The sequence below is a fragment of the Rossellomorea pakistanensis genome (genome assembly GCF_016908495.1).
GTDB classification, from domain to species: Bacteria; Bacillota; Bacilli; order Bacillales; family Bacillaceae_B; genus Rossellomorea; species Rossellomorea pakistanensis.
In genome coordinates, this window is sequence record NZ_JAFBDZ010000001.1 from 60,597 (window position 1) to 83,253 (window position 22,657).

Below are 22,657 nucleotides of genomic sequence, written 5' to 3' on the forward strand. Positions count from 1 at the left end.
ATTAGCTTAAGGATGGTACGACGGGATCTCCCGTTATAGAGATAGGGTATAAGCCATTTTGCCGTACCTGAAGAGATTAGCCTGGTGACATGTTAATAAACTGTGGTGGTGCCACTAACGCTAATGACAAGCTCTCGTCCTCAAGATAAAAAATCTTGGGGGTGAGGGCTATTTTATTTGGTGAAAAATTTTGATTAGAAGTGAATAAAAGTGCATTGGGCATATAAAATAACGGATCGATCCTTTGAACTTTCATCTGGTATCAAGTCTTTTACCATTAATTAATTTAAATCTGAATTTGTTAAAAGCTGAGGGATGCTGCAGCACACCTTATTTCTCATTTTCTATTAGGCGAGGTAATTAAATATTTGTTTCCGATAGTAAGGTAATTAAAATATATGGAAAACAGATAGATGAGAAGTGGATGGTGAATTTTTAATATAATTGGATGGTTCGGAAGTGTGGATCCTATTTTAAAATAGTGTATGTGCAGTATAATAAAATGATAAAGAGGTGCCCAATGTTCTTCCTCATTGCAATAGTCGTAATTGTTTTACTTATATCAGTCGTTTCCACTTTGGTCATTGCCGGGGGGAATGGCGATGAGAATTATAGAGGAGCTTCGAAGAGAAATACAGTTAATTTAACATTGATTTATGCAGTCATCATCATTTTAGCATTAATTGCTTTGGGTCTTTATTTAGTTCTATCTTAAAAGAATTTTAGAAGGATGTTTTCAATGGACTGGAAGCCAGATCGAAATGCCAACAAAGCGTTGTATAAACAACTCGCTGAATATATCGAAAACGGAATAGCAGATGGTACCTTTCCAGCGGATAAGCCCTTGCCATCTGAAAGAAAAATGGCTAAAGAGCTTGGAGTAAACAGGAGCACGGTGGTTTCAGCATATGACGAACTCGAGGCCGACGGTTTAATTGTGAGGACTAGAGGGAGCGGAACTACGATTAGCCAGGATATATGGGGAATGAGCAAAAAGAGGGTTCCCAGTTGGAACCGATATATTGAGTCCGGCTCCTTTCTCCCTAATCATCCAGTTGTACAAAGGATTCGAAAAGAAGCAGAAGAAATAGATATGATCAATCTAGCAAGCGGGGAACTTTCTCCTGATCTTTTCCCATCAAAGGTATTAAGGAAACTAACGTCCACTCGTTCGTTTATCGGAAATTTAGGTCATGATCATCCATTGGGTAACGAGATTCTTAGAAGAACGATAAAAGAACATGTGAAAGATTATCGGGATATAGAAACAAACCCTGAGTCCATCCTAATCACATCAGGAGCACAACAAGCCCTCCACCTTATTGTTCAGTGTCTCTTAAAGCCCGGTGATGCAGTCGTTTTGGAGGACCCCTCCTACCATTACAATCTGCAGATTTTTAAGTCAGCTGGTGTCAACACCTATCTGCTGACTGTAGAAAAAGACGGTATGGACCCTGAAGAATTAGTCCGGTTATACAAGAAACATCGTGTGAAAATGATTTTCTTAAACCCTGCTTTCCAAAACCCAACCGGTGTTTCAGTGTCAGACAGACACAAGCAGAGAATTATAGAAATTTCTTTAGAGTTAGGTATACCTATTGTTGAAGATGATCCATACAGCATCACTTCTTTTTCCGGAAAAAAGATATCCACGCTGAAATCAATGGATGAAACAGGAAATGTCCTGTATATCAGTTCATTGTCCAAAATTGTAGCTGCGGGACTGAGAATAGGTTGGATCATTGGACCGAGAGCGGTAATTGAGAGACTGGCCGATGCCAAACAACAGGTCGATTTTGGCCATGCAAGCTTTTCTCAGTGGGTTGCTAACGAATTTTTAGAATCAAAAGAGTTCCACCTGCATCTCACTAGGCTTTTAAAAAATTTAGAGAGCCGTCGAAATATGATGATCCGAAGTCTTCAATCATACTTAAGGGACCAGGTGGAATTCAACTCTCCTCAAGGAGGAATCCATTTATGGTGCAAGCTTAATAGGAATGTTAATGAAACCAAATTATTAGAAGATGCAATAAGAGAGGGAGTTATATTTGTTCCAGGTTCATCCATGGGATCCCGAGAAGGATATGTGAGATTCACCTATGCCCGGGAGAACGAAGAGAGAATTGACTTGGGAATTAGTCGATTTGCTGAATCCCTCCGAATGCAGGAAAAATAAGCAATGGGGGTTGAAAATCCATTGCACATGTAGAAAAAGGGACATTAAACTGTACCTGTTTGACTATAAAACACATGTAGATGTTGTTAAGCAATACAGTAAAAAAGTCGTTGTGTACTATTATGGCGACACCCATTTAGTAATATTACATTAATTGGGCTTAGTATTAATAATTGGAGGGGTAATTTTATTAAATGCTTCTAATAGTCCAGAAAAAGAAATGAAACCATCAAGCTATAGGTTTGATGGTTTCATTTCTTTTTGGCTTTTTGTCAAAAAGTTGTCGTGCCTGAATTAAGTATGTAAAAACTGTATAAGAGCTTTGTTTAAATCATTTGCGAATAGGCTTACTATCCGGTCCAGGGTTAATATCTTGTACAAAAATATGTACATCTTTTTCGACTTCAACAAACATTTGATGGCCTCCTTTTCAATGAAATTAATTTCTCTTTACTATATATGAAATGAATTTGGTGGTATGTGTCTTATTTTTTAGGAAAAACTTTTTGGGTATAATTATAAATTTTCATAAGCCAAATTCATTTTTGGTGTCATTGAAACCACTCCAACGTAGGGTCCCCGATTGAATGCTTTGGCAGAACTATTAGCTAACTGGAAGGATTCCGTATGAGAGAATCAGGGTTTTCTTTTTTCCTTCCATCCTGCTTTAGTAAGCGGGCAGAAAACTAGATTAAAGACTGCGCCAAACGTGAAGCTTATTTTCAAGGATTGGGTTTTTATTTTCACTTTTATTGTTTAATACTCAACTTCACCTATTCTATTTTCAACTTCTTTCATTCTATCGATTTCTCGACATAAATCGATAAATTACGCGGATCTGTAGCTGCTAAAAACTTTATAAATGGAAAACTAGTAAAAAAATCCTTGTTCTACTATTCCTCCATTGGTAAAATCATGAAAAACTAGGGGGGATAAAGATGATCGAATATCCGATTTTAGAAAAAGACGCAACGATCGGTATAACAGCACCATCATCTGGTGTGGATGTTGAATTACACGATCTCGTAAAGCAGGCATGCAGGCGAATGGAATCCAATGGATTTAGAATCCAATGTGGAGAAACGGTTTGGACACAAGACAAAGCAAAATCGGCACCTGCTAAAAAACGTGCAATCGAAATCAATGGAATGCTGCAGGATGAAAGCATCGAACTAATCATTCCACCATGGGGCGGAGAGCTTTTGATTGAGATCCTTGAAGAGATTGACTTTGAAAAAATAAAGCCAAAATGGATATTAGGGTATTCAGATTTAAGTGTGTTATTATTGGCCATTACATTGAAGACAGGAATGGCAACCGCACATGGGACCAATCTTATTGATCTAAGAGGCGAGTATTCAGATGACACAACAGCAATGTGGAAGTCTGTATTATCAACCAAATCTGGAGATTCAATCCTGCAAAATTCGTCAGCTAACTACCAAAAAGAATGGCAGCATGATAACCCGACACCGTGTATCTTTCATTTGACAGAACAAACCGATTGGAAAACAGTTACAAACAAAAATGAAAAAATTCAAGGGCGCTTATTAGGTGGATGTATTGACGCGATCAGACATTTAATCGGCACTCCCTTTGGTGATGTAAAGGCTTTTAGCAAACAGTTTATCGATGATGAACCTGTCATTTGGTATTTTGAGAATTGTGAGCTACCAACAACCGATTTGCGGAGATCAATCGTACAAATGAAGCTAACGGGATGGTTTGAAAATTGTTCAGGAATCATGTTTGGGAGAAGTGCTGCTAATCAACCAGTCGGAAACTACATGATCGAAGATGTCTATCAGGAATTAGCTGATGAGCTTAGGGTTCCCATTATATATGACATTGATTGTGGGCATGTTCCACCACAACTCACTTTTATTAATGGGGCATATGCTGATGTAGAGGTTAAGGATGGTACTGGCACTGTTTTGCAAAGCTTTAAGTAAAAATGAATAAGTAGAAAATCACCGTAGCCTTCTTGGAACTAGGATGAATAGGTTCTAAGAAGGTTTTTTGGATAAAATAAAACAATAAGAATAATTATTGCAATTTACAATTAATTAATGTATAAATAATTTAAGAGATAAAACTGCTAAAATCCGTTTTGTAGACTGTATTCTGTTGGTTGATTAAAAATGTGAGGGGGGAATTTGAACTCATAGATCTGATCAACAAAAATTTAGTGGTTTATAGTTGCAATATACAAATAAAATTATTTAAAAATGTACCGAATTAGCTCATGTCTTATTTAAAGGGGGTGATAGCCGATCTTGGAAATCAAATTTTCGTTGAATGAATTTTACATGGGACTATGAAATTATAAGGAAGTACATTTAATGAAAGGATTGATTGCATGTTTAATGAATACCAACTTCAATTGCATTTCATTGCCAAGAAGATGGAAATGGAACTACACATCAAGGAAGAGATCATCCTTACTGAACGTGATAAATGCTTTCTTAAAAATGAATCAGAAAATAATTTTCATGAGCCAGAATGCTGTATAGCTTGTTAAATAAAATTACAAGATAGGGGAGTAGTAAAATGAAAATGCATGTCGGGATTAATGTTACTAATTTAGAGGAGTCCATTGATTTTTATCAAAAAGTATTTAATATCAAACCAGTAAAAGTAAAAGAAGATTATGCAAAATTTTTAATAGAAGACCCAAGCTTAAATTTTACCCTGAATGTTGTAAAAGAAGTGTCAGGAAATCAGGTTGGACATTTTGGTTTTCAAGTTAGTGATTTAAAAGAAGTGTTAGATCATAAAGAAAGGTTAGAAAAGTTAGGGTTCTTTGCCCGAGAAGAAATGGATGTTACTTGTTGTTATGCGACACAGGATAAGTTTTGGGTAAGTGATCCTAATGGGAATGAGTGGGAATTCTTCTATACAAAAACAGGTGAAGACAGCATGGGGAAAGATAGATCAATTTGCTGTGATCTGCTTAAAAAGTAAAGTAGGAGATTATAAAGAATAGGCAAAAACTGCTATAGAGCCTGTTTTTTAAACAATTGACGAAAAACAGGCTCCTTTATTCATGGAAAGCTTTATTGATTGTACTTAAAGTTGAATCTAACTTGTTAAAAAGATCTTTCCGCTATTATTTTTGCTAGATTCAGCAGCACGTATAGCCTGCTGCACTTCTAGTAAGTCAAAATGAGCGCTTGGCTCCATAAGTGTTAGTTTCTTATCCAATATGAATGCAATCAATCGGTTAAAGGTTTCATGCCAAGCCTTAACAGGAACTTGTTGATTCCAATGTCGTAAATGAAACATTTTAATATTTACTTTTGTTCTTTTTGAAATGTCTGCCCAATTGATCGGTACACCTGATAAGAGCCCAATGGTTAATAAAGTTCCATTTGGATGAACACAAGAAGCTAACTCTGAACCAGCCGGACCACCTATAGAATCAATAGCAGCACTAGCTCCACGTCCATTTGTTAATTCCCTAACTGTCGAATGTAATGAAGTAACTGACGTATCGATGACTTGAGAAGCACCAAGTTGCAGAAGTTCTTCGGTATAAAAATGATTTCTGGTTACAGCTATGAGCTCAAAGCCTAGAATTTTAGATAATTGGACAAAGATACGACCAATAGAAGATCCACATGCATTTACCAGTAATACTTCATCTGGTTTTAAGGCTAATACTTCTGAACAAATCAGCCATGCGGTGACAGGATTTATATATAACTGTGCAGCAGTATTGTCCTCAATGGATTGGGGGATGGGAATGGCCAGCTCTGCAGAGGTCCTAACGTATTCCTGCCAAGTGCCTTCCCCACGCAACGGTAGAACACGCTTTCCAATGAGATCCTGCGAAACGAAAGGTCCAACATCTTCTATAATCCCAACTCCCTCATATCCAGGTATGGCAGGGAGAGAAATTCTGTGGGAGTAAGCCCCGTGAATTGGGATCAAGTCAGAGGGGTTAATAGGACGAGTGATCATTCGAACCAGGACTTCACCACTCTGAGGTCGGTGAATCCTTTTATTCTCAATTTGTAAAACATCATCAGGTCTACCAAACTCATAAAATTTAATACATTTTGCTTCCAAAATAAATAATGCCCCTTTATCATCGACTATTTTTGATCTTCAATAAATTCTTTATTATGGCTTAATTGCATCAAGTATTAGCGAAGGTGCAACAAGTTTATTCCCTTGATTTCTAGGGTCATATCGTTTTGAGCGAAAAATAACACCGTCTTTTCCATCCCATTCATAGTAATGAAAATTGCCATTCTCATCACAATATTCCAGTAATTCGACCTTATACCCAGCTGCTTCGAACATTTCCGATAATGTTATATGATTATAAACGATTTTATGACTTGCAGCTGGATGATCCATTGGTCCAGGTCCACCGATTTTTACGATATTCTGATAGTCCTTATCAGGAAAAAACGCATCTGGTACAGCACAACGAATATAACCAGATGATTTTAAAAACGTATAACAAATATTTGCCGCTTTGATTCCTTCTTCATACGTTAGATGCTCCCATACATGTTCAGCTAAAATAGCTGTAATAGAATGGTGTTCAAATCTATTATTCCAAGTGTTCTCATTTAATAAATTTAGTTCATCCTCCTGTGTATGGATCCAGCCTGGATTATTAAGATATTCGCCTGCCCCAATGACTATCTTTATTTCCTCTTGTATAACCACTCTTTTCACCCCTGAAAAATAGTTTATATCTAGCGTAAAAGAACAGTAGTTATTATTTTTGCAATTCATTCACAGTGACAAATTGATAGCCTTTTTCAGTTAAAGATTTCAATATCCCTTCAATCACTCTTAGTTCTTTACCAGTGTCATCATGCATTGGATGTAATAGAATGATAGACCCTGGTTCTATATTTTCATTAACATAGGCCACTTTATCATCGACAGAGGTATAGTAGCTGTCTGGTTCAAGGTTCCATGTAATCGTATCTATCTGTTTTTTATTTAAATAATAGGGTAATCCAATTAATTTCTTTCCATTGGGTGGTCGGAAGTCAATTTCACCCTTAAAGCCTGTTTCGCGAATTAAGTTATTGGTCTTTTCAATTTCTTGCTTTATAAAGGAAGGTGTTTTAAAAATCATCCGCTCATGAGAATACGTATGATTCCCAATCTGATGTCCAGCCTCCGCTATTTTTCGTCCTTCTTCAGAGCTCTTCTGTAGTTCATTTCCAATTAAGAAAAAGGTTGCTTTTGCGTTGTATTGATCTAAAATCGATACGATTTGATTCACATGATTAGTGGGACCATCATCAAATGTCAACGCTACGATTTTTTCATTGGTTTCGACTTGACTAGTAATCCCTCCGAATAATTGGAAGGCTCTCGAATTCATTAATTTATAGGAGCCGAATAATAAAAGTAATAATACTAGGACGACAATACATGATATAACCATTCTTTTTTTCATCAGACTACCTTCTTTATATTATTTATCATCACTGATTATATCAAAAGGAGAATGATGATGGGGAGACTTAATCAATAGAATCGATGGATGTTTACCCTAATAATTGCAAAATACAAATTGATAAGTATAATAATGGTGAGATGATTGAAAGTGAAATACTAACAATCGATCGGATTCAAGTCAAAGGAGGAATAAAAGTTGGAATCACCAAGAGAATTGTTACAGGTAATGATGCGTAGATTTGGATTATTAAATAAGAATTGTTGTTCGATTGGAAATGTGGATATATCCCTTATTCAAAGCCATATTTTATATGAAATTGACCACAGGGAAAAGCCGTCAATGCAGGAAATTGCCGAAACACTCGGGGTTGATGTGACGACATTTAGCCGTCAAATCCAAACATTATCCAAGATGGAATTGTTAAAGAAAGTTCAATCCTCTACCGATAAGCGAGTGTATTATTTACAATTAACGATTCAAGGAAAAGCCGTTGCTGCTTCGATAGATACACAGATGAATCAATACTTAGAAGATGTTTTCTCAAATATGAACGATTTTGAGAGAGAGACCGTTTTACGATCGATTCGGCTATTAAATGAATCAATGGCGAAAAGTAAGATGTGTTGTAAGCCTGTACAATAGCATTTACTCTTATAATACTTGTGGAATACAAATAATCTAAATCGAAAGGAACGAGTCATGAATATTGAATTAATCAGTCAAAAGCATTGGCCAGGCATTAAGGAAATTTATCAATTAGGAGTCGATACTGGAAATGCAACCTTCGAGACGAACGTTCCAAACTGGGGGAATTGGATCAATGGAAAAATAATTCATTGCAGTGTGGTAGGAATTAAAGATGATAAGGTGGCAGGCTGGGCTACTGTTAGTGCAGTTTCACGCCGATATGTTTACAGAGGTGTTGGCGAAGTAAGTGTATATGTTCATCCGCAATTTAAAGGAAAAGGAATGGGAAAAGAGCTTTTATCAGAAGTGATTACCCGTTCTGAAAAAAATGGATTGTGGACATTACAAGCAAGTATTTTTCCAGAAAACAAGGGGAGTATCAAAATCTTTCAACAAAAAGGTTTTAGGAAGGTGGGGATCAGGGAAAAAATCGGTAAACATCATGGAGTATGGAGGGATGTTCTTTTCTTTGAAAGAAGAAGTGAAGTTCTATAAGAAAAAGACCAACACTTGCTTAAAAGGGTTTGGTCTTTTTTGTTTTACCATTATGACTTTTTAACTCCTGGAAGTACCGTTTTAGCATATATAAGAGTGTTTTTTGAAGCCTCTTTTCTAAAAGTTTGTTGCATTTAACAATATTGAAAACGAAGAGTGGATTGGAGCGGAAGGAAAGGAACGGTCAACGGTCAAATGTTTATTCTCAAAAATCAACAATCTCTACGAAAAGAGACTTTTTGAAAGATCCCACTGTGTATTTTTTCCTAATTTAACATTTTTTAAAGGGAAAGCTGAATGACTAGAGAATGTAAAAAATGATGCAGTTTTTATGTCTTTTGAACACAAGGAGGAATTTTTTTGAACAATTTTAGAAGCAAAAAGTTTCTAGTGTTAAGTTTGATCATTAGTTTATCGATTCCAACAACTGCCTTTGGAAATAATATCACTTCTCAGACAAGTCTTAGGGAACATCATCGAGATTTTAATCCACTAAAAGTTACCAACGCTGCCAGAGTATCTGATTTTCCTAATATGAACTTGCCTACAACTACTAAGCTGAAAGAAAGTATTCATTTCACTAGAAAAGACCCCATCATAGACAAAAATAACCATCATGATCGTTTCATTCAGAAAGCGGTTCAATTTGTCGATGATATGCAAAAAGGTGATTATCGACATGCCTTGAAATCATCGACTCACGCTTTGAAAAAGGGGATATCAGAAAAATGGCTAGAGAACTATTGGACCGCACTTCCTCTTCAATTAAATATGGGTGCATTCATTGGGATCGGGGATGCTACAGTAAAAGAGTCGAATCGAGTTCATACCAATGTAGAAATCCAATTGAACTTTGAACAGGGAACTGTTCCGATGACGATTAGACTGGAACGCTCTGGTAAAGTTGATGACTTCCTCGTCACTCCTCCAATGGGGGGAGAGGTGATTGCAGATGATCCTTCCTACAGTAACCCCAATTCCTTTACTGAAAAAAATGTGGTAATTGGAAAAGGGGATTTTGCCGTACCTGGTACACTGTCTATTCCTAAAGGGAAGGGACCTTTTCCAGTAGTCGTTCTTGTTCAAGGGTCAGGGGCGAGTGATAAGGACGAAACCATTTATGCATTAAAACCTTTTCGAGATTTAGCATATGGTCTTGCTTCAAAAGGAATCGCAGTCCTTCGTTATAATAAACGGACATTTGAACATCCAGTAAAAACCATAACAGACCCGAATCATACGGTCGATAAAGAAACAACCGATGATGCTCTACTCGCAACCCGTTTACTTGAAAAAGAAAAGAAGATTGATGACGATCAAATTTTCATCCTCGGACATAGCCAAGGCGGAATGATGGTCCCGCAAATGCTGAATAAAGACAAGAGACAAAATATTGCAGGGGCAATCATTATGGGTGGACCTGCCCGAACCATCCAAGATGTCATTCTTGATCAATTTGATTACCTTTTATCTATTGGGCAAATCCCTCCTGCTATGTATCATTTTTTGAAGGAGCAGTATGAAATGTTAAACGATCCCAACTTTTCTGGAGAACATCCTCCTGAAGGATTTCAATTAGGTCAAGCAATGTTTTGGGATTCGATTAATGATATTAAAGCAGCGGAAATGGCAAAGGAACAAACCGAACCGCTTCTAATTATTCAAGGGGAAAGGGATTATCAAGTGTTATCTGATATTGAAATTCCAATTTGGAAAAAGGAGCTCTCCCATCGTACAAATGTAGAATACCAGCTTTATCCAAAGCTAAACCACCTATTCACAGAAGGCGAAGGGGAAATGAGCACCCCTGCTGAATATTTGATACCAGCTAATATTCCGGAATATGTTATTAATGACATTGTTGAGTGGGTGGGATCTAACCCGAAATAAGTGAACAAATTACCCGGGTTCTAATCAGGACCTGGGTTGTTACAATTAAGAAGAAACTTTTTATGAGGCAGGATTCCACTATTATGCGCAGGTACACTGATTATGAGTCAAAATCGATTTTTTAGGGTGTGTATTGATGAGCTATGCTCGAACTTGTGCAGTTTATGAGGTGGAATTCTAACTTAATGCGCGGAGCAACTCTATATTAGGCAAAGCTGATTAAACGTTGAATACTGGCCAAAGAATTTATTAAAAATCAAGCTTTGTTAAGGAGAAGAAATTGGGATATATTATTAAATTGTAAATCCGAGGGGTACATATGACTAAAAAGAAACCGGTTCCCCAACGAAAACCGGTTTCTTAAATAAAACAATTTAAAGCTGCTAGTTATATTTTTTCCGCAATCTAATAGCCCATCGCTCCCCGATCTTTTCTAATGAAAGTTGTTCATGTCCTTCCTGCTGTGCCCATTCAGGAATGGTTTCGGTTGCTTTGCCACAGTCAAAATCAACTCGTAAAATATCATTGGGATTTAATTCTTCCATGGCCATTTGTACTTTAAGGAGAGGGTATGGACATACTTCTCCGATGGCATCTAAAACAATTTCTTTCGATTGGCTCACTAGTCATCTTCCTTTCATTAAAATACCATTACTCGCTCATGAGTTTCAATTAACGATAATAGCTGATTCATTTGAATTTCAGGATGAATACTGATAAGACCGCGATGGTTAGCATCTTCTTTTTCGACGAATACGGGTAATGACCATGAATGGCTACTTTTGATCGCTTCCTGCATAAGCACGATCGTTCCTTCCTTATGGATTGAAACGATTTCCTCTGTTCGTTCATTTATCGGCTTTGTCAAAATAAATAGTGTCTTTGTCATTTGGCATCCACCTCGTATCGTATGACAACGTCTGCACTTGCTATTACGTCTAGCATTTCACTCTGTTTTTTCAGTTCCACACCTTTTAGCTTTTCTGCTTCAGGATGAAGATCACTTAATGAATGACGATTGACCCACACTTTTCGCTTTAGCATAATAAGGGCATTTATATGCTTAGCCATTTCATATTTTTCGAAAAAAACGGGTTTTTCTTTTAGAGAGGCTAATACCGCCTTATCGAAAAGAAGAACATAAACATCATGCTTCCCCAGTACAAGACCTACTGACATCCGGAGGCCTTCTGACAATCGATGAGGGTCAACCTCTGAACTTTCAAGTACAACTGCTACCGTTTTAGCCAAAAACCATCACCCTCTCTGCTTCGTCCACAATTCTTGCCCAATCGGCTTGGCTCCCGGATTTGACTCCTTCATCGATAGGCAATTCTCTTTCCTCACAGTTATGAGCACATGCAATCAGCTTTATATGATTTTTTTCAGTTAAAAGTCGTGTAAATCGCTTAATGGCATATACTCCGTTATCCATAAAGAAGATAGAAAAAGACCAGTTTCTTTCTAATCCAAGAAGTACAATTCTCTCGGCAGTTGCAAAAGAAGATGATTCGGATGCAGCTGTGATCATCATTCCAATATGCATTGATTTTCACCCCTTTACTTCTTTGCTACTTGAAAAAACAAATGGAAAACAGCGCCATCACGAACCGGCTCAAATAAGACTTCATGGCCGTTTCGAATGACTTCTTCCGGCACATTTGTAACAGAAGGAGGGTGGTCGACGATTACTTCTAAAATTTCTCCGGGCTTCATATCGTTCAATTCTTCTATCGTGTAAATGGGTGGATAGGGACAAGCTTCTCCTTGTAAATCAAGTGTTCGATCAACGTTAATGTTTATTCCCATTGTTATTCTCCTTTTATTTTGTTAATTTTTTTAGTGAATCACGGCTTTCCCACCAGGTGATGAGTAAATACCATGCCAACAATAGACCAACTGTACCGAAGATGGCTCCTGTCCATCCCCAACTATTTACGAGATTAATCGCCGGGAATGGTTTGACAAGAAATTGATATAAGCCTAATCCTTCCCATGACCATGCAAGGAAAGTAGCCCCAACAACGGTTCCAATCCCTGCAAACCATAATTGAACATAGCCTTCCATTGAGCGATACATCCAGCCTGTTTCACAGCCACCGGCAAGCACAATCCCTATTCCGAAAATAATGGCTCCAAGAAACACACCAATACTTGCTGCCTCCGCTCTAGCTTCTACACCAAGACTCATCAGAATAGCAAAACCGATGGTAGAGACAACCATCCCTAATGCAAGCGCTCGACCTAGTGCTCCTTGTTTCGTAATCCAAAGCTCACGAAAGGCAGAAGTAAAACAAATCCGTCCCCTCTGAATACAAACCCCAAATGCTGCCCCAAATAATAAAGCAAAAGCTAGCTTGCTTTGGCCAACACTAAAGTAATAGACTGTGGCTAGAACAATAGCAGTTCCAACGATGACCCCAAGAACTGTTTGAACCCTAGTTGGTATTTGGCCTTTGTTGCTTCGGTTTCTGGCGCGGCTTCTTGATTTTCGTTTTCCCATGACAAGAGGGTGAAGAGCTATTTTTGTCCCTAGATAGGTTCCAGGAAACATTCCAAGCATAAAAATCCAGCCATGTAGTGAAAATTGTGGGACAGCACTAAAGAAAGAACCGAGATTACAACCCATTGCAAGTCTCGCACCGAATCCAGCAAGAACCCCGCCGATAAACCCTTGTAGCAACCGACTTCGTTGCTGTGGCATGCGAATTTTAAAATTATTGCTTAATTAGGGCGGTAAGGAAAGCTCCACCTAGCATTCCGAAAATTAACCAGCCTGAACCGCGGTCCCATGGCATCTTTTCGAGTTTAATTTGTTCAAAATATAGCCATCCACTGACATCAAAGCCAAGCAGTTGAAGCAAATGCCCTCCCCATCTTGTAAATTCTGTTGTCACGCCCCATGCGCCACCGGAGAGAGCAAACCAGAAAATATTCAGGATGGCTGCCGCTATTACAGCTGCCCAATATGGCCAATAGTTCACTAAAACCTTTTGATAGAGTGTCATTAATCTTCCTTTAAACGATTCAACTTCTTTAGCCTGTTGTTGATATGGGGAAAAGGGAACCCCTTTTTCTAGTTGATTTGAATGGATTGCCATAGGATCACCTCACTAATTTTTTCAATTTAAACATTCTTTCTAACAATATATAAAGCTATATTTCTACCACACTTTATGTGCGGAAGGTCAGAAGTGGGAGGGGGAAATGCCCTTACCTTCACATTAAAAATAACGAACAAGCCTTACAATTTGAGCTTTAAATCAAAAAACACCTCTATTTCAAGAAAGAGGTGTTTTAATCTTTATACAGCATCACTTCACCTCTCTTATCTTTCGGAATCACTCCGCAGGATTTGGCACCTTATCTTCAGGTTGCCGAGGCTTCAAAGGGCCTTTCCCTCCACCTCTCTTCATAAGAGAAAACAATAATTCATATCGGATTAATAGGATTTTATCTCAAAGTTTATAGAATTGTCAATCTATTTTTGTGAAATAGGCACATCAAACAAAAATCGACAAAACTCGGGTCGTGCCTGGCACCACCCGAAAAATCTTTTTATGTTTTGGGTGTCCTCTTATTAGCCTTTGCTTCTATATAAAAAACGAAAGGTGGATGAGCAGATGGAAGAATAAAGGGTTTGTCGGATTTCTTTTATAAATGGATTAGAAAAATGAGTAAGTTTTACTTAAGACAGATGCAAAATTCTTAATATGAGGAGGGCTTTATGATGAGTAGATTATTAATCAATGAACATCCATTAATGGTCATTCCGTCATTGGCTGTAAAGGTTGGGGTCAATGAATCGATTTTTTTGCAGCAGATTCATTATTGGTTAACGACAAGCTCCCATGTGTTTGAGGAGAATAAGTGGATTTATAACAGTTATATAGAATGGCAGAAGCAGTTTCCCTTTTGGTCGATAAGTACGATTCGAAGGACGATCAATTCTCTTGAAAAACAAGGATATGTAGTCTCAGCAAATTGGAATCGTTCAAAAATGGACAAAACAAAGTGGTATCGAATAGATTATGAAAAGCTTGAAGGCTTGGAATACCATCGATTGTCCCTTTTTGACCTTCCATCTGCTCAAAGTGAACAGTCGAAAGAATCAGGTTGGACAAAGGATGAGATCAGTTTGAACAAACCAATACCAGAGATTACTACAGAGACTACAACAGAGAAAATTCATATCCTTTTTTCTGAAGTGATTGATTATCTAAACCAACAAACCCATTCATCCTACAAATCGAATTCTAAGAAAACAAAACAGCTGATACAGGCAAGGTGGAGGGAAGGTTTTGTCCTAGATGATTTTAAAAAGGTGATTGACTTAAAGACATCTGAATGGCTAAGAGATCCACACTGGAGTAAGTATCTCAGACCGGAGACTTTATTCGGACCCAAATTTGAATCGTATGTAAACCAGAAAGCAAATAAGAAATCATACAAAGAGGAGGATTTTAATCTAGATGATTAAACGAGAAACTTATAGATTATTAGAATTGATTTCCGACTATTATCATCAGTTTAAAATTAACCAGAAAAAAATTGACATCTGGCATGTCGTTTTACAAACGTATTCGTTTGAAGAAATTGAAGCAAACCTAATTGCCTATGTGGCAAGATCACCGTACCCTCCAATGCTCTCTGAACTAACTAGGAAAGAAGAAAACATTTCAAGAGTGATTCCTGATCGAACGGATACAATTGCTATACTATATCCCACTTCAAAGCCGGCAAATGAGGAAGTCGTTCAAACGGAGCTAGCCAAAATGAGGGAAATTCTAGGGATTAGAAGGGATTCATGCTCATGATCGATACTGGATTATTTAATCAACAGGCAGAAGAAGCTGTTGTTGGGTCACTCTTTTTAAAAGAAGAACTAGTGAAGGAGTGTACCGTCCTTCCTGAACAACTCTACTTGGAACCATTGCAAAACCTTCTTTCTGTCATTAAGCGGCTAGATGAAAAAGGAAAACCCATTGATGTTATATCCGTCTTAGAGGAGGTAGGCGAAGAGAATATCCAGAGTGTTGGCGGAATTAGTTACATAACCGAATTAGTAGGGAGAGTACCTACTACAGAGAACTTTCATTTATATCAAAGCATTGTAAAGGAATATCATCAAAAACGGAACATAATAGGGATTGCCGATAAGATTATCTCCAATGCACATGAAGGGGACTTCACAAAAACCGTCAATGAAGGCATTCATCATCTAATGGAGATAGAAGAGGATCAAACGAACGACGAACTAGGAGAAATCAAGACAACATTAGTTGAGTTTTACCAGGATTGTGAAAAGGATCTTGGAGAAATACAAGGTATACCTTCAGGCTTTATAGAATTAGATCGCCTTACCGGAGGGTTTCAGGAATCCGATTTCATTGTAGTTGGAGCAAGGCCAAGTGTAGGAAAAACAGCGTTTGCACTGAATATAGCTTTAAACTCATCAGAGCATGATATTGGAATTGTATTTTCCTTAGAGATGTCTAAAAAGCAATTGTTAAAAAGAGCTGCAAGCTGTATTGGAAATATTAATAGCACAAAAATGAGAAATCCGCGAAAGTGTTTTGAAGAAGACGATTGGAGCCATTTATCCTATGCATTGGGGAAGGTTTCACAATCCAACCTCCATATCTTTGATAAAGCAGGTATGGACATTCATTATATTTGGTCGAAGCTCCGTAAGATAAGAAGTGTGCATGGGGAGAAGAAAAGAATGCTAGTGGTGATCGATTATCTGCAATTGATTATTGGCGATCCGAAGCATAAACAGAATCGTCAGGCGGAAATCAGTGAGATAAGCCGTACGTTAAAAACGATGGCAAGAGAATTAAACCTCGTCGTGATCGCCCTTTCCCAGCTTAGTCGTGGAGTTGAGAGCAGGCAGGATAAACGACCACTTCTGTCAGATTTACGTGAAAGTGGTCAGATCGAACAAGACGCAGATGTCATTGCCTTCCTATATCGTGACGATTATTATGACAAAAACTCCAATCAGAAAAACATCATTGAAGTCATTATGGCAAAGCAACGAAACGGACCAATCGGTACCATACAGCTTGCTTTTATGAAGGAGTATGGGAAGTTTTTGAATTTGAATCAGTGACTTCGCAGGGTATAACGTATCATGATCACACCTGCAGAAAATAGGGGATTTTCTTGACATGAATTTACCATACTAAGGAAGAAAGGATACTTTCAAACAATAAAACGTTAGTTAATTTTTTCAGCGTTAATAAGAGAATCAATTTATAATCCATCATGTTTGAAAGGAAGCGAAGAAATGAATAAACAATTCGCGGTTTTTGGTCTCGGTCGGTTTGGCGGGAGTTTAGTGAAAGAGTTCTACCATTTAGGTGTAGAAGTATTAGCTGTGGATATTGATGAGGAGAAAGTTAGTTATTACTCTGATTATGCAACCCATGCAGTGTTAGCAAACGGAATCGATGAACTAACCTTAAAACAATTAGGGTTGCGTAATATTGACCTTGCTTTCGTTTCGTTTGGGGAAAATATTGAATCGAGTATTCTTACTTCGTTATTACTAAAAGAGATAGGTGTCCCACAGGTTTGGGCAAAAGCTCACAATGATTATCACTCCAAAGTACTCTATAAAATCGGGGTTGATCGTGTCATTCATCCTGAAAGAGATATGGCTAAACGAATCGCCCATCATATTATTTCCAAAAAAATTATCGATTACATTGAGTTATCCAAGGAGTTCAGTATTGCTGAGGTTGTGGCGACAAATAAATTACATAATAAATCGTTATTAGATCTTGATATTCGAGCTAGATTTGGTTGCAATATTGTGGCGTATCAAAGAGGGGGAGAAATTGTGGTCACTCCATTAGCAGAAGATGTCATTAAGGAAGGGGATATCCTGATCGTGATCGGTAGGAATGAAGATATTACAAGGTTTGATAAGAAAGGAGTTTAACCAGGGGTTACAAAAAGAAAGGCATCTAACAGGGGAAGGGAGAGAAGGCTGTTTCAAAACCAAAGTAAAAGGAACCACAACTTCAATATATAGAAGAAATCCTTTAAAATATTTTAGATATGGTCGATCATAGTGGTTCCGGAGTCCTTATGGGACGAGCCGGTGGGAATAAGGAAAAAATAAAAATAACCCTAAAAAGACTAGATATGAATAGTGTTTTTGGGGTTATTTATTTACTCTTAATAAAATCTAATCTACCTATTACTTACGATTTGGAGCTTTATTAAGTAACCCGTAGAAGAAAAAGTTTGTTAAGTCTTTTGCTAATTTTGAATTTTTTTCAGGATCATTGTAGAAATGAAACCCACTCATAGCATTTTTAAGTAAGTTCAAATAAATCATTATGGTTTCAGTAGAAATATCCGGATCCATGTAGCCTTGCTTCTTACCTTCTTCAAAAAAATCAACGATGGACGGAAGGAATTGATGATAGATTTCCCCAATCATCTTTTCTAGCTCTGGATCACCATTGATCATTGAATTAAGAAATTCCGGATTTGTTTTACCTGTGATACTCTCCGTTTCAAACACCATCTTTTCAATTTTTTCGTGAAAACTTAAATCTCCTCTTTTCGTAATGTCCAATCTGTCCTCCCATTCTTTTTGTATAAAAGAAGTGATGACCTTTCTGACTAGTTCATCCTTTGTACCGAAATGATTATAGATGGTAACAGGAGATACACTTGCTTTTTTCGCGATTTCAGTGATACTTACCTTTTCAATACCAAAACTTAAGAAAAGTTCAATCGCCACGTTTCTAATCTTCTCTTTTTTCTTCTCTGTACGTAATTGATATCCGTCCACTAATCTCACTCCTTAAGATAATCATAAAGGAAGTTTTGAATAAATACAATCAGATTTATTCAAAACTTATTGACACTTTGTTATTTCGAGAATAAAATGAATAAAAACAATATAAATTATTCATTTCATTCAATTGAGTGGAGAGGGAGGATATTATGAGTCTTCAAATTCATGGATTATCGAAGACATTTTCAAATGGCAAAGGAATTTTTGATTTGAGATTTGAAGTGAAGAAAGGGGAGGTTTTTGGTTATCTTGGACCTAATGGTGCTGGTAAATCAACGACTATTCGTCATTTAATGGGTTTCATGAAACCATCATCGGGTTCAGCAAGGATAAAGAATCTTGATTGTTGGAAAGAAAGTGCAGCCATTCAAATGCATGTTGGTTACCTCCCAGGCGAGATTGCTTTTCTTGAAGGAATGAATGGAATGCAAACCCTCCAGCTACTTGGAGAAATGAGAGGTATGAAGGATTTATCGTTAAGAGATCGTTTAATCGATCGATTTCAGTTCGATGTAAAGACCCCAATCAAGAAAATGTCAAAAGGAATGAAACAAAAAGTAGGAATTGTGGCAGCTTTTATGCATGACCCTGAAATTCTTATCCTGGATGAACCGACATCTGGTTTGGATCCTCTTATGCAAAATGAATTCATCCAATTGATCTTGGAGGAGAAAGCAAAAGGAAAAACGATACTCATGTCCTCCCATTTGTTTGAAGAAATCGAAAGAACCTGTGATCGGGTTGGAATTATAAAAGATGGAAGATTGGTAGCCATCGAGGAGGTAAAAAAACTCAAAGAAGCACAACAAAAACTATTTAAGGTACAGGTGAAAAGTGAGGAGGATCTTACAAGAATAAAGCAGTCTTCACTTAAAGTTAAGAGTGTTAATGAGTTAACGGTGAAAATCGACGTTCAAGGGAATTATGACGAGCTCATACGGACGTTATCTCACTGTGGAATTACCAATATCGATATTGATAATCAGAGCATAGAAGAAATGTTCATGAATTATTACGATCGGAGGGTTCATTAATGATAAACTTGCCGTTATTTAGGTCGACGATGAAGAGAACTAGTAAACTAGTAGTGATCTTTACCATTCTACTTACCGGATATTTATTAATGACAATCGGTATGTATGATCCTAGTGGAGAAACGGACATCTTTAATGCTCTACCAGAGAGCATGCGGGAGGCATTCGGAATGGAAGCGGGGCTTCAAGGGGTTGAAAGCTTCCTCGCTACTGGATTTTATGGTGTTTCTTATCTATTATTTATGATGATTTTTTGCATCATTGTCGGGAATCAACTGTTAGCAAATTTGGTTGATAGGGGGGCGATGGCCTATTTGTTAGCATCGCCTGTTTCAAGAAAACGGATGGCTCTAACGCAAGCAGCTGTTTTCATTTCAGGTCTGCTTATAATCTCGATTTTATCAACACTAGCAGGGATAGTAGGTCTTCAAACAATGATAGAAGATGTAAATAGTAACATGGAGACATTTTTACAAATCAATGTTCTTGCCTTTCTTTTGTTTTTTGCGATCAGCGGCTATGCTTTCTTCTTTTCAGCTTTGTTTAATGAAGCAAAATTAGCGCTAGGGGCTTCAGCTGGAATTTCAATATTCTTTTATCTAATCCAGATTCTTTCTAATTCTAGTGACCTTGATTGGCTGAAATACCTCACGATTTTCACGGCATTTCAACCATTGGAAATTGTGAAAGGGTCGTTTGATGTATGGCCTGTGTCCATTGGTTTGGCATTATCTGGGCTATTCTTTTATACCATTAGTGTAATTATCTTCAGCAAAAGAGACCTTCCGCTATAAGACTATAGTTTGATGGGATCCGTACATTTGAGTCATTTTTAATTTAGGCACTTTTCGTAATGATTGTTATTATTTAACCCGCAGCTTGAATACACTTCCCGTACCTTAGGGTGACCCGTACACTGCAGGGCTCACTTTAGCCACTGTTCCCGCAGGAGTCTACATGTATTCAGGCTGCTCATAGCTTCTATGATGTATTTCCGATTTTTCTCAGGTATCAACAAACTTTAAGAAAACCGTATTAATTTAAAAAGGTGTGAAACAAATGGAATATCAAGAAATTCTTGAGTGGGCTTTCAGGCGGCATCTAAATCCATTAAGTTGGTATATTCGTCCCGTTTTTCTTGTCGTGTTAGCTTACTTTGCCTATAAACATCATAGGAAAGGTCTCTTAATTACTTTTCTATTAATGATGAGCAGCATGGTTTGGTTTCCTCCTCCAGAAACCATAAACGGGCAAATGCAGGCGGTTTTAGACATGGAAGAAAAGTTATTGAGCAATCCTGTATCAGCGGTGATAACGATTACCTTCATGATGGTGTTTGTAGTTACAATTGGAATGGCATTTTGGAAACATTCATTAACTTTAGGCTTACTCGTTATGAATGTAACGCTTATTGGAAAGGTAGCACTTTCATTATTATTCACAGGGGAGAACGGGTGGGCACCCCTCGGAAACACTATTTTTGGTTTACTATTAGTAAATGGCATCGGAATGTTCCTAATCTATAGAAAAAAAGCTATTCAAAGAAGCAACAAAGAATATAGTAAACCGGATAAATGATAATCTTAATAAAGATGATGTCAAATGAGTGAATTAGATCCAACAATCTACTTCTAAAGTAAGAGCAAATTCAAATTAATAATTTCGATTGGTTCAAGACGAATATGATTTCCTATAGATAAAGGGGCTGTCCAAAAAGGGATCAGAACCACCAAGTTTGTCGATAGAGGTTTCTTATAACGATTGTAGGTATGGTTCCTGGTTTTAGGACAGTCCTTTGTAATAGTATAAGAATAAATTGATTCGTTTTCCTAGATATTAACATATGCATAAATTTGAAACCTCGTGCAATTCCTAATCAATTCTGTGCATTAATTTTGTTTTTGGTGCATTTCCGAATCATTCTCGTGCATTAGAACCGAAAAGTTGTGCATTACACTTTCAAGTTTAGGAAAATGATAATGATCCTTAGTCATGGAATGATTTGCATATGAATTCTGAAGGGAAATCAAAAAAATGAGTCGTCTGATTTTTTGTTATTTTCTACCTCGCTATTGAAAAGCTTAATTACTCTTTCTCCAAAAAACAATAGTCAGATACAATAAAACAATAGGATGGAGAGGCTCTAAAACACGCTTTAGGCTTTGCGAAAAATTGATCACGTAGATGATCACCTTGATTGTGTTCGATTTGATTCTTAATCAAATAAGTATTAAATTGTACATCTTCTTGTGTAAATTTATATGGGTTATTCTTGATTAAATGATATTCAATAGAAGCAATCGTAGGTTTTTGATTTTTTGGGACTGGTTCAATAGCAGAAGTAACAGGTGAATCTTCCGAAATGGTAATAAAAGTGTCTTTGTAACTCATATCATTCCCTCCTGAGGAAACCATGCAATTATTTCATTATTTGTAAGGTACCATGACAAAATCAATGATGTTTAATTCACTATGTCATTATTCAACAATGCTATATTTAAATTTTTTTGGCACGAAACTATTTTATTAATTAAACATTAACCGTTAATCCTTCTATTATCTTTTATTTTGGAACGAAAAAGGACCAAGAAAAACGATCATAAAGGGATAAAATAATAAACTTAATATAAGGTGATTTGAATGATTGGTATAGATCCAATTAAAAATGTAAGAAGTGTGAAGTTTACGACTGGGATGAACTCTTATTTTAATGATGTATTGCAATTGGTAATAAAGGAAAAACACCCACGTATTATCGGATTACTCTCGTATAGTTATTCGGTTATGAAAAGTCCTTTTCCCTATGAGGATACAGGAAAAATGAAAGAGGATTTCAAAAGTTCCTTTTCGGTCGAGGATTTAAACGGTGATTTAAATACATATTGGATGAGCATTTTGGCGAGTTTGACCCTTATCGGAAAAACAACAAAAATGCCATGCAGGCGCTTGGAATGGCTGAAACATTCTTTTTTTGACCATTTTAAGCAATATCTGGTTTTAGATAAACACATAGAAAAGTATCCTCATTTTTATGAGCAATACATGGCTTATGAAAACATTCGACTCCTTGTTTTATACTTTCTAAATTGTTATTAAATGATGTCTAGGTCGTTGTATGAAAG

At 37.1% G+C, this 22,657-nt stretch carries 29 protein-coding genes and 1 riboswitch; of the genes, 17 read left to right on the forward strand and 12 right to left on the reverse strand.

The features are described 5' to 3' along the window. Positions 1 to 520: 520 nt before the first annotated feature. The 6 genes from JOC86_RS00290 (at position 521) to JOC86_RS00315 (ending at position 5,140) form a co-directional block, all read left to right on the forward strand. Complete coding sequence (locus tag JOC86_RS00290) at positions 521 to 715, forward strand: hypothetical protein (RefSeq protein WP_205167796.1); 195 nt, start codon at positions 521 to 523, stop codon at positions 713 to 715. Between the two features lie 24 nt (positions 716 to 739). After that, a complete protein-coding gene (gene pdxR / locus JOC86_RS00295; protein WP_205167797.1) occupies positions 740 to 2,176 on the forward strand; it encodes a MocR-like pyridoxine biosynthesis transcription factor PdxR in 1,437 nt (478 codons plus the stop codon). Continuing rightward, entirely contained in the window at positions 2,100 to 2,330 is a 231-nt protein-coding gene (locus JOC86_RS25235) for a YfmQ family protein (protein WP_419095985.1), read from the forward strand. The genes pdxR and JOC86_RS25235 overlap by 77 nt, the downstream gene beginning before the upstream one ends. A gap of 784 nt (positions 2,331 to 3,114) precedes the next feature. Then, complete coding sequence (locus tag JOC86_RS00305; RefSeq protein WP_205167799.1) at positions 3,115 to 4,128, forward strand: S66 family peptidase; 1,014 nt, start codon at positions 3,115 to 3,117, stop codon at positions 4,126 to 4,128. Between the two features lie 407 nt (positions 4,129 to 4,535). Further along, on the forward strand, positions 4,536 to 4,697 hold the full coding sequence (locus tag JOC86_RS00310; protein ID WP_205167800.1) for a hypothetical protein: 162 nt from the start codon (positions 4,536 to 4,538) through the stop codon (positions 4,695 to 4,697). Between the two features lie 29 nt (positions 4,698 to 4,726). Further along, entirely contained in the window at positions 4,727 to 5,140 is a 414-nt protein-coding gene (locus JOC86_RS00315) for an ArsI/CadI family heavy metal resistance metalloenzyme (protein WP_205167801.1), read from the forward strand. Positions 5,141 to 5,257: 117 nt separating this feature from the next. Here JOC86_RS00315 and JOC86_RS00320 read toward each other — a convergent pair whose 3' ends face one another. The 3 genes from JOC86_RS00320 to JOC86_RS00330 are packed head-to-tail and all read right to left on the reverse strand — an operon-like array spanning position 5,258 to position 7,607. Then, positions 5,258 to 6,247 (reverse strand): zinc-dependent alcohol dehydrogenase family protein, encoded by a 990-nt coding sequence (locus JOC86_RS00320; RefSeq protein WP_205167802.1) that lies wholly within the window; start codon positions 6,245 to 6,247, stop codon positions 5,258 to 5,260. Positions 6,248 to 6,301: 54 nt separating this feature from the next. Beyond that, positions 6,302 to 6,859, reverse strand: coding sequence for a class I SAM-dependent methyltransferase (locus JOC86_RS00325; RefSeq protein ID WP_205167803.1), 558 nt, complete (start codon positions 6,857 to 6,859; stop codon positions 6,302 to 6,304). 52 nt (positions 6,860 to 6,911) lie between these two features. Then, the gene (locus JOC86_RS00330; RefSeq protein ID WP_205167804.1) at positions 6,912 to 7,607 is read right to left on the reverse strand and encodes a polysaccharide deacetylase family protein; all 696 of its coding nucleotides are present in this window, start codon (positions 7,605 to 7,607) and stop codon (positions 6,912 to 6,914) included. A gap of 198 nt (positions 7,608 to 7,805) precedes the next feature. On the opposite strand from JOC86_RS00330, the gene JOC86_RS00335 reads away from it, so the two are divergent. The 3 genes from JOC86_RS00335 to JOC86_RS00345 all read left to right on the forward strand — a co-directional run bounded on the left by JOC86_RS00335 (position 7,806) and on the right by JOC86_RS00345 (position 10,682). Further along, positions 7,806 to 8,252 carry a MarR family winged helix-turn-helix transcriptional regulator gene (locus JOC86_RS00335; RefSeq protein WP_205167805.1) on the forward strand — a complete coding sequence of 149 codons (447 nt, stop codon included), beginning with the start codon at positions 7,806 to 7,808 and terminating at the stop codon, positions 8,250 to 8,252. Between the two features lie 57 nt (positions 8,253 to 8,309). Further along, entirely contained in the window at positions 8,310 to 8,792 is a 483-nt protein-coding gene (locus JOC86_RS00340) for a GNAT family N-acetyltransferase (protein WP_205167806.1), read from the forward strand. A gap of 360 nt (positions 8,793 to 9,152) precedes the next feature. Continuing rightward, the gene (locus JOC86_RS00345) at positions 9,153 to 10,682 is read left to right on the forward strand and encodes an alpha/beta hydrolase (protein WP_239587320.1); all 1,530 of its coding nucleotides are present in this window, start codon (positions 9,153 to 9,155) and stop codon (positions 10,680 to 10,682) included. A gap of 383 nt (positions 10,683 to 11,065) precedes the next feature. Here the strand turns inward: JOC86_RS00345 and JOC86_RS00350 are convergent, their stop codons facing one another. From JOC86_RS00350 to JOC86_RS00380, 7 genes are read right to left on the reverse strand one after another with little or no spacing between them, the layout of a single operon-like run. Beyond that, positions 11,066 to 11,305, reverse strand: a complete 240-nt coding sequence (locus JOC86_RS00350) for a sulfurtransferase TusA family protein (RefSeq protein WP_205167807.1) — start codon at positions 11,303 to 11,305, stop codon at positions 11,066 to 11,068. A 17-nt stretch (positions 11,306 to 11,322) separates the two neighbouring features. Then, positions 11,323 to 11,571, reverse strand: a complete 249-nt coding sequence (locus JOC86_RS00355; RefSeq protein ID WP_205167808.1) for a hypothetical protein — start codon at positions 11,569 to 11,571, stop codon at positions 11,323 to 11,325. Next, positions 11,568 to 11,933, reverse strand: a complete 366-nt coding sequence (locus JOC86_RS00360; protein WP_205167809.1) for a DsrE family protein — start codon at positions 11,931 to 11,933, stop codon at positions 11,568 to 11,570. Before JOC86_RS00360 ends, JOC86_RS00355 begins: the two co-directional genes overlap by 4 nt. Further along, on the reverse strand, positions 11,926 to 12,228 hold the full coding sequence (locus tag JOC86_RS00365; RefSeq protein ID WP_205167810.1) for a DsrE family protein: 303 nt from the start codon (positions 12,226 to 12,228) through the stop codon (positions 11,926 to 11,928). Before JOC86_RS00365 ends, JOC86_RS00360 begins: the two co-directional genes overlap by 8 nt. A gap of 14 nt (positions 12,229 to 12,242) precedes the next feature. Next, positions 12,243 to 12,491, reverse strand: coding sequence for a sulfurtransferase-like selenium metabolism protein YedF (gene yedF, locus JOC86_RS00370; protein ID WP_205167811.1), 249 nt, complete (start codon positions 12,489 to 12,491; stop codon positions 12,243 to 12,245). Positions 12,492 to 12,504: 13 nt separating this feature from the next. Beyond that, positions 12,505 to 13,386: a YeeE/YedE thiosulfate transporter family protein gene (locus JOC86_RS00375; RefSeq protein WP_205167812.1), complete on the reverse strand. Its 882-nt coding sequence runs from the start codon at positions 13,384 to 13,386 to the stop codon at positions 12,505 to 12,507. A gap of 13 nt (positions 13,387 to 13,399) precedes the next feature. Then, the gene (locus JOC86_RS00380; protein ID WP_205167813.1) at positions 13,400 to 13,783 is read right to left on the reverse strand and encodes a YeeE/YedE thiosulfate transporter family protein; all 384 of its coding nucleotides are present in this window, start codon (positions 13,781 to 13,783) and stop codon (positions 13,400 to 13,402) included. Positions 13,784 to 14,007: 224 nt separating this feature from the next. Beyond that, a riboswitch (SAM riboswitch) is annotated at positions 14,008 to 14,103 on the reverse strand. A gap of 309 nt (positions 14,104 to 14,412) precedes the next feature. On the opposite strand from JOC86_RS00380, the gene JOC86_RS00385 reads away from it, so the two are divergent. From JOC86_RS00385 to JOC86_RS00400, 4 genes are all read left to right on the forward strand, one after another. Continuing rightward, positions 14,413 to 15,162 carry a conserved phage C-terminal domain-containing protein gene (locus JOC86_RS00385; RefSeq protein WP_205167814.1) on the forward strand — a complete coding sequence of 250 codons (750 nt, stop codon included), beginning with the start codon at positions 14,413 to 14,415 and terminating at the stop codon, positions 15,160 to 15,162. Next, the gene (locus JOC86_RS00390) at positions 15,155 to 15,499 is read left to right on the forward strand and encodes a replicative helicase loader/inhibitor (protein WP_205167815.1); all 345 of its coding nucleotides are present in this window, start codon (positions 15,155 to 15,157) and stop codon (positions 15,497 to 15,499) included. Before JOC86_RS00385 ends, JOC86_RS00390 begins: the two co-directional genes overlap by 8 nt. Continuing rightward, positions 15,490 to 16,797 (forward strand): replicative DNA helicase, encoded by a 1,308-nt coding sequence (gene dnaB / locus JOC86_RS00395; protein ID WP_239587321.1) that lies wholly within the window; start codon positions 15,490 to 15,492, stop codon positions 16,795 to 16,797. Before JOC86_RS00390 ends, dnaB begins: the two co-directional genes overlap by 10 nt. 177 nt (positions 16,798 to 16,974) lie before the next feature. Continuing rightward, positions 16,975 to 17,631 (forward strand): potassium channel family protein, encoded by a 657-nt coding sequence (locus JOC86_RS00400; protein ID WP_205167816.1) that lies wholly within the window; start codon positions 16,975 to 16,977, stop codon positions 17,629 to 17,631. Positions 17,632 to 17,892: 261 nt separating this feature from the next. Here JOC86_RS00400 and JOC86_RS00405 read toward each other — a convergent pair whose 3' ends face one another. Then, entirely contained in the window at positions 17,893 to 18,495 is a 603-nt protein-coding gene (locus JOC86_RS00405; RefSeq protein WP_205167817.1) for a TetR family transcriptional regulator, read from the reverse strand. Positions 18,496 to 18,650: 155 nt separating this feature from the next. Here JOC86_RS00405 and JOC86_RS00410 point away from each other — a divergent pair, with 155 nt between their 5' ends. From JOC86_RS00410 to JOC86_RS00420, 3 genes are all read left to right on the forward strand, one after another. Next, complete coding sequence (locus tag JOC86_RS00410; protein WP_205167818.1) at positions 18,651 to 19,535, forward strand: ABC transporter ATP-binding protein; 885 nt, start codon at positions 18,651 to 18,653, stop codon at positions 19,533 to 19,535. Continuing rightward, a complete protein-coding gene (locus tag JOC86_RS00415; RefSeq protein WP_205167819.1) occupies positions 19,535 to 20,329 on the forward strand; it encodes an ABC transporter permease subunit in 795 nt (264 codons plus the stop codon). The genes JOC86_RS00410 and JOC86_RS00415 overlap by 1 nt, the downstream gene beginning before the upstream one ends. Positions 20,330 to 20,594: 265 nt before the next feature. After that, positions 20,595 to 21,113 (forward strand): hypothetical protein, encoded by a 519-nt coding sequence (locus JOC86_RS00420; RefSeq protein ID WP_205167820.1) that lies wholly within the window; start codon positions 20,595 to 20,597, stop codon positions 21,111 to 21,113. 507 nt (positions 21,114 to 21,620) lie between these two features. Here the strand turns inward: JOC86_RS00420 and JOC86_RS00425 are convergent. Continuing rightward, positions 21,621 to 21,926: a DUF6157 family protein gene (locus tag JOC86_RS00425; RefSeq protein WP_205167821.1), complete on the reverse strand. Its 306-nt coding sequence runs from the start codon at positions 21,924 to 21,926 to the stop codon at positions 21,621 to 21,623. Between the two features lie 249 nt (positions 21,927 to 22,175). Between JOC86_RS00425 and JOC86_RS00430 the strand changes: the two genes are divergently transcribed. Continuing rightward, on the forward strand, positions 22,176 to 22,631 hold the full coding sequence (locus JOC86_RS00430; protein WP_205167822.1) for a YxiJ family protein: 456 nt from the start codon (positions 22,176 to 22,178) through the stop codon (positions 22,629 to 22,631). The last annotated feature ends 26 nt before the right edge of the window (positions 22,632 to 22,657 follow it).

Coding starts and splice junctions, on each gene's coding strand:
- JOC86_RS00290 (WP_205167796.1), top strand. CDS start 521: ATGTTCTTCCTCATTGCAATAGTCGTAATTGTTTTACTTATATCAGTC.
- pdxR (WP_205167797.1), top strand. CDS start 740: ATGGACTGGAAGCCAGATCGAAATGCCAACAAAGCGTTGTATAAACAA.
- JOC86_RS25235 (WP_419095985.1), top strand. CDS start 2,100: ATGCCCGGGAGAACGAAGAGAGAATTGACTTGGGAATTAGTCGATTTG.
- JOC86_RS00305 (WP_205167799.1), top strand. CDS start 3,115: ATGATCGAATATCCGATTTTAGAAAAAGACGCAACGATCGGTATAACA.
- JOC86_RS00310 (WP_205167800.1), top strand. CDS start 4,536: ATGTTTAATGAATACCAACTTCAATTGCATTTCATTGCCAAGAAGATG.
- JOC86_RS00315 (WP_205167801.1), top strand. CDS start 4,727: ATGAAAATGCATGTCGGGATTAATGTTACTAATTTAGAGGAGTCCATT.
- JOC86_RS00330 (WP_205167804.1), bottom strand. CDS start 7,607: ATGAAAAAAAGAATGGTTATATCATGTATTGTCGTCCTAGTATTATTA.
- JOC86_RS00340 (WP_205167806.1), top strand. CDS start 8,310: ATGAATATTGAATTAATCAGTCAAAAGCATTGGCCAGGCATTAAGGAA.
- JOC86_RS00355 (WP_205167808.1), bottom strand. CDS start 11,571: ATGACAAAGACACTATTTATTTTGACAAAGCCGATAAATGAACGAACA.
- JOC86_RS00365 (WP_205167810.1), bottom strand. CDS start 12,228: ATGCATATTGGAATGATGATCACAGCTGCATCCGAATCATCTTCTTTT.
- yedF (WP_205167811.1), bottom strand. CDS start 12,491: ATGGGAATAAACATTAACGTTGATCGAACACTTGATTTACAAGGAGAA.
- JOC86_RS00375 (WP_205167812.1), bottom strand. CDS start 13,386: ATGCCACAGCAACGAAGTCGGTTGCTACAAGGGTTTATCGGCGGGGTT.
- JOC86_RS00380 (WP_205167813.1), bottom strand. CDS start 13,783: ATGGCAATCCATTCAAATCAACTAGAAAAAGGGGTTCCCTTTTCCCCA.
- JOC86_RS00385 (WP_205167814.1), top strand. CDS start 14,413: ATGAGTAGATTATTAATCAATGAACATCCATTAATGGTCATTCCGTCA.
- JOC86_RS00390 (WP_205167815.1), top strand. CDS start 15,155: ATGATTAAACGAGAAACTTATAGATTATTAGAATTGATTTCCGACTAT.
- dnaB (WP_239587321.1), top strand. CDS start 15,490: ATGCTCATGATCGATACTGGATTATTTAATCAACAGGCAGAAGAAGCT.
- JOC86_RS00400 (WP_205167816.1), top strand. CDS start 16,975: ATGAATAAACAATTCGCGGTTTTTGGTCTCGGTCGGTTTGGCGGGAGT.
- JOC86_RS00410 (WP_205167818.1), top strand. CDS start 18,651: ATGAGTCTTCAAATTCATGGATTATCGAAGACATTTTCAAATGGCAAA.
- JOC86_RS00415 (WP_205167819.1), top strand. CDS start 19,535: ATGATAAACTTGCCGTTATTTAGGTCGACGATGAAGAGAACTAGTAAA.
- JOC86_RS00420 (WP_205167820.1), top strand. CDS start 20,595: ATGGAATATCAAGAAATTCTTGAGTGGGCTTTCAGGCGGCATCTAAAT.
- JOC86_RS00425 (WP_205167821.1), bottom strand. CDS start 21,926: ATGAGTTACAAAGACACTTTTATTACCATTTCGGAAGATTCACCTGTT.
- JOC86_RS00430 (WP_205167822.1), top strand. CDS start 22,176: ATGATTGGTATAGATCCAATTAAAAATGTAAGAAGTGTGAAGTTTACG.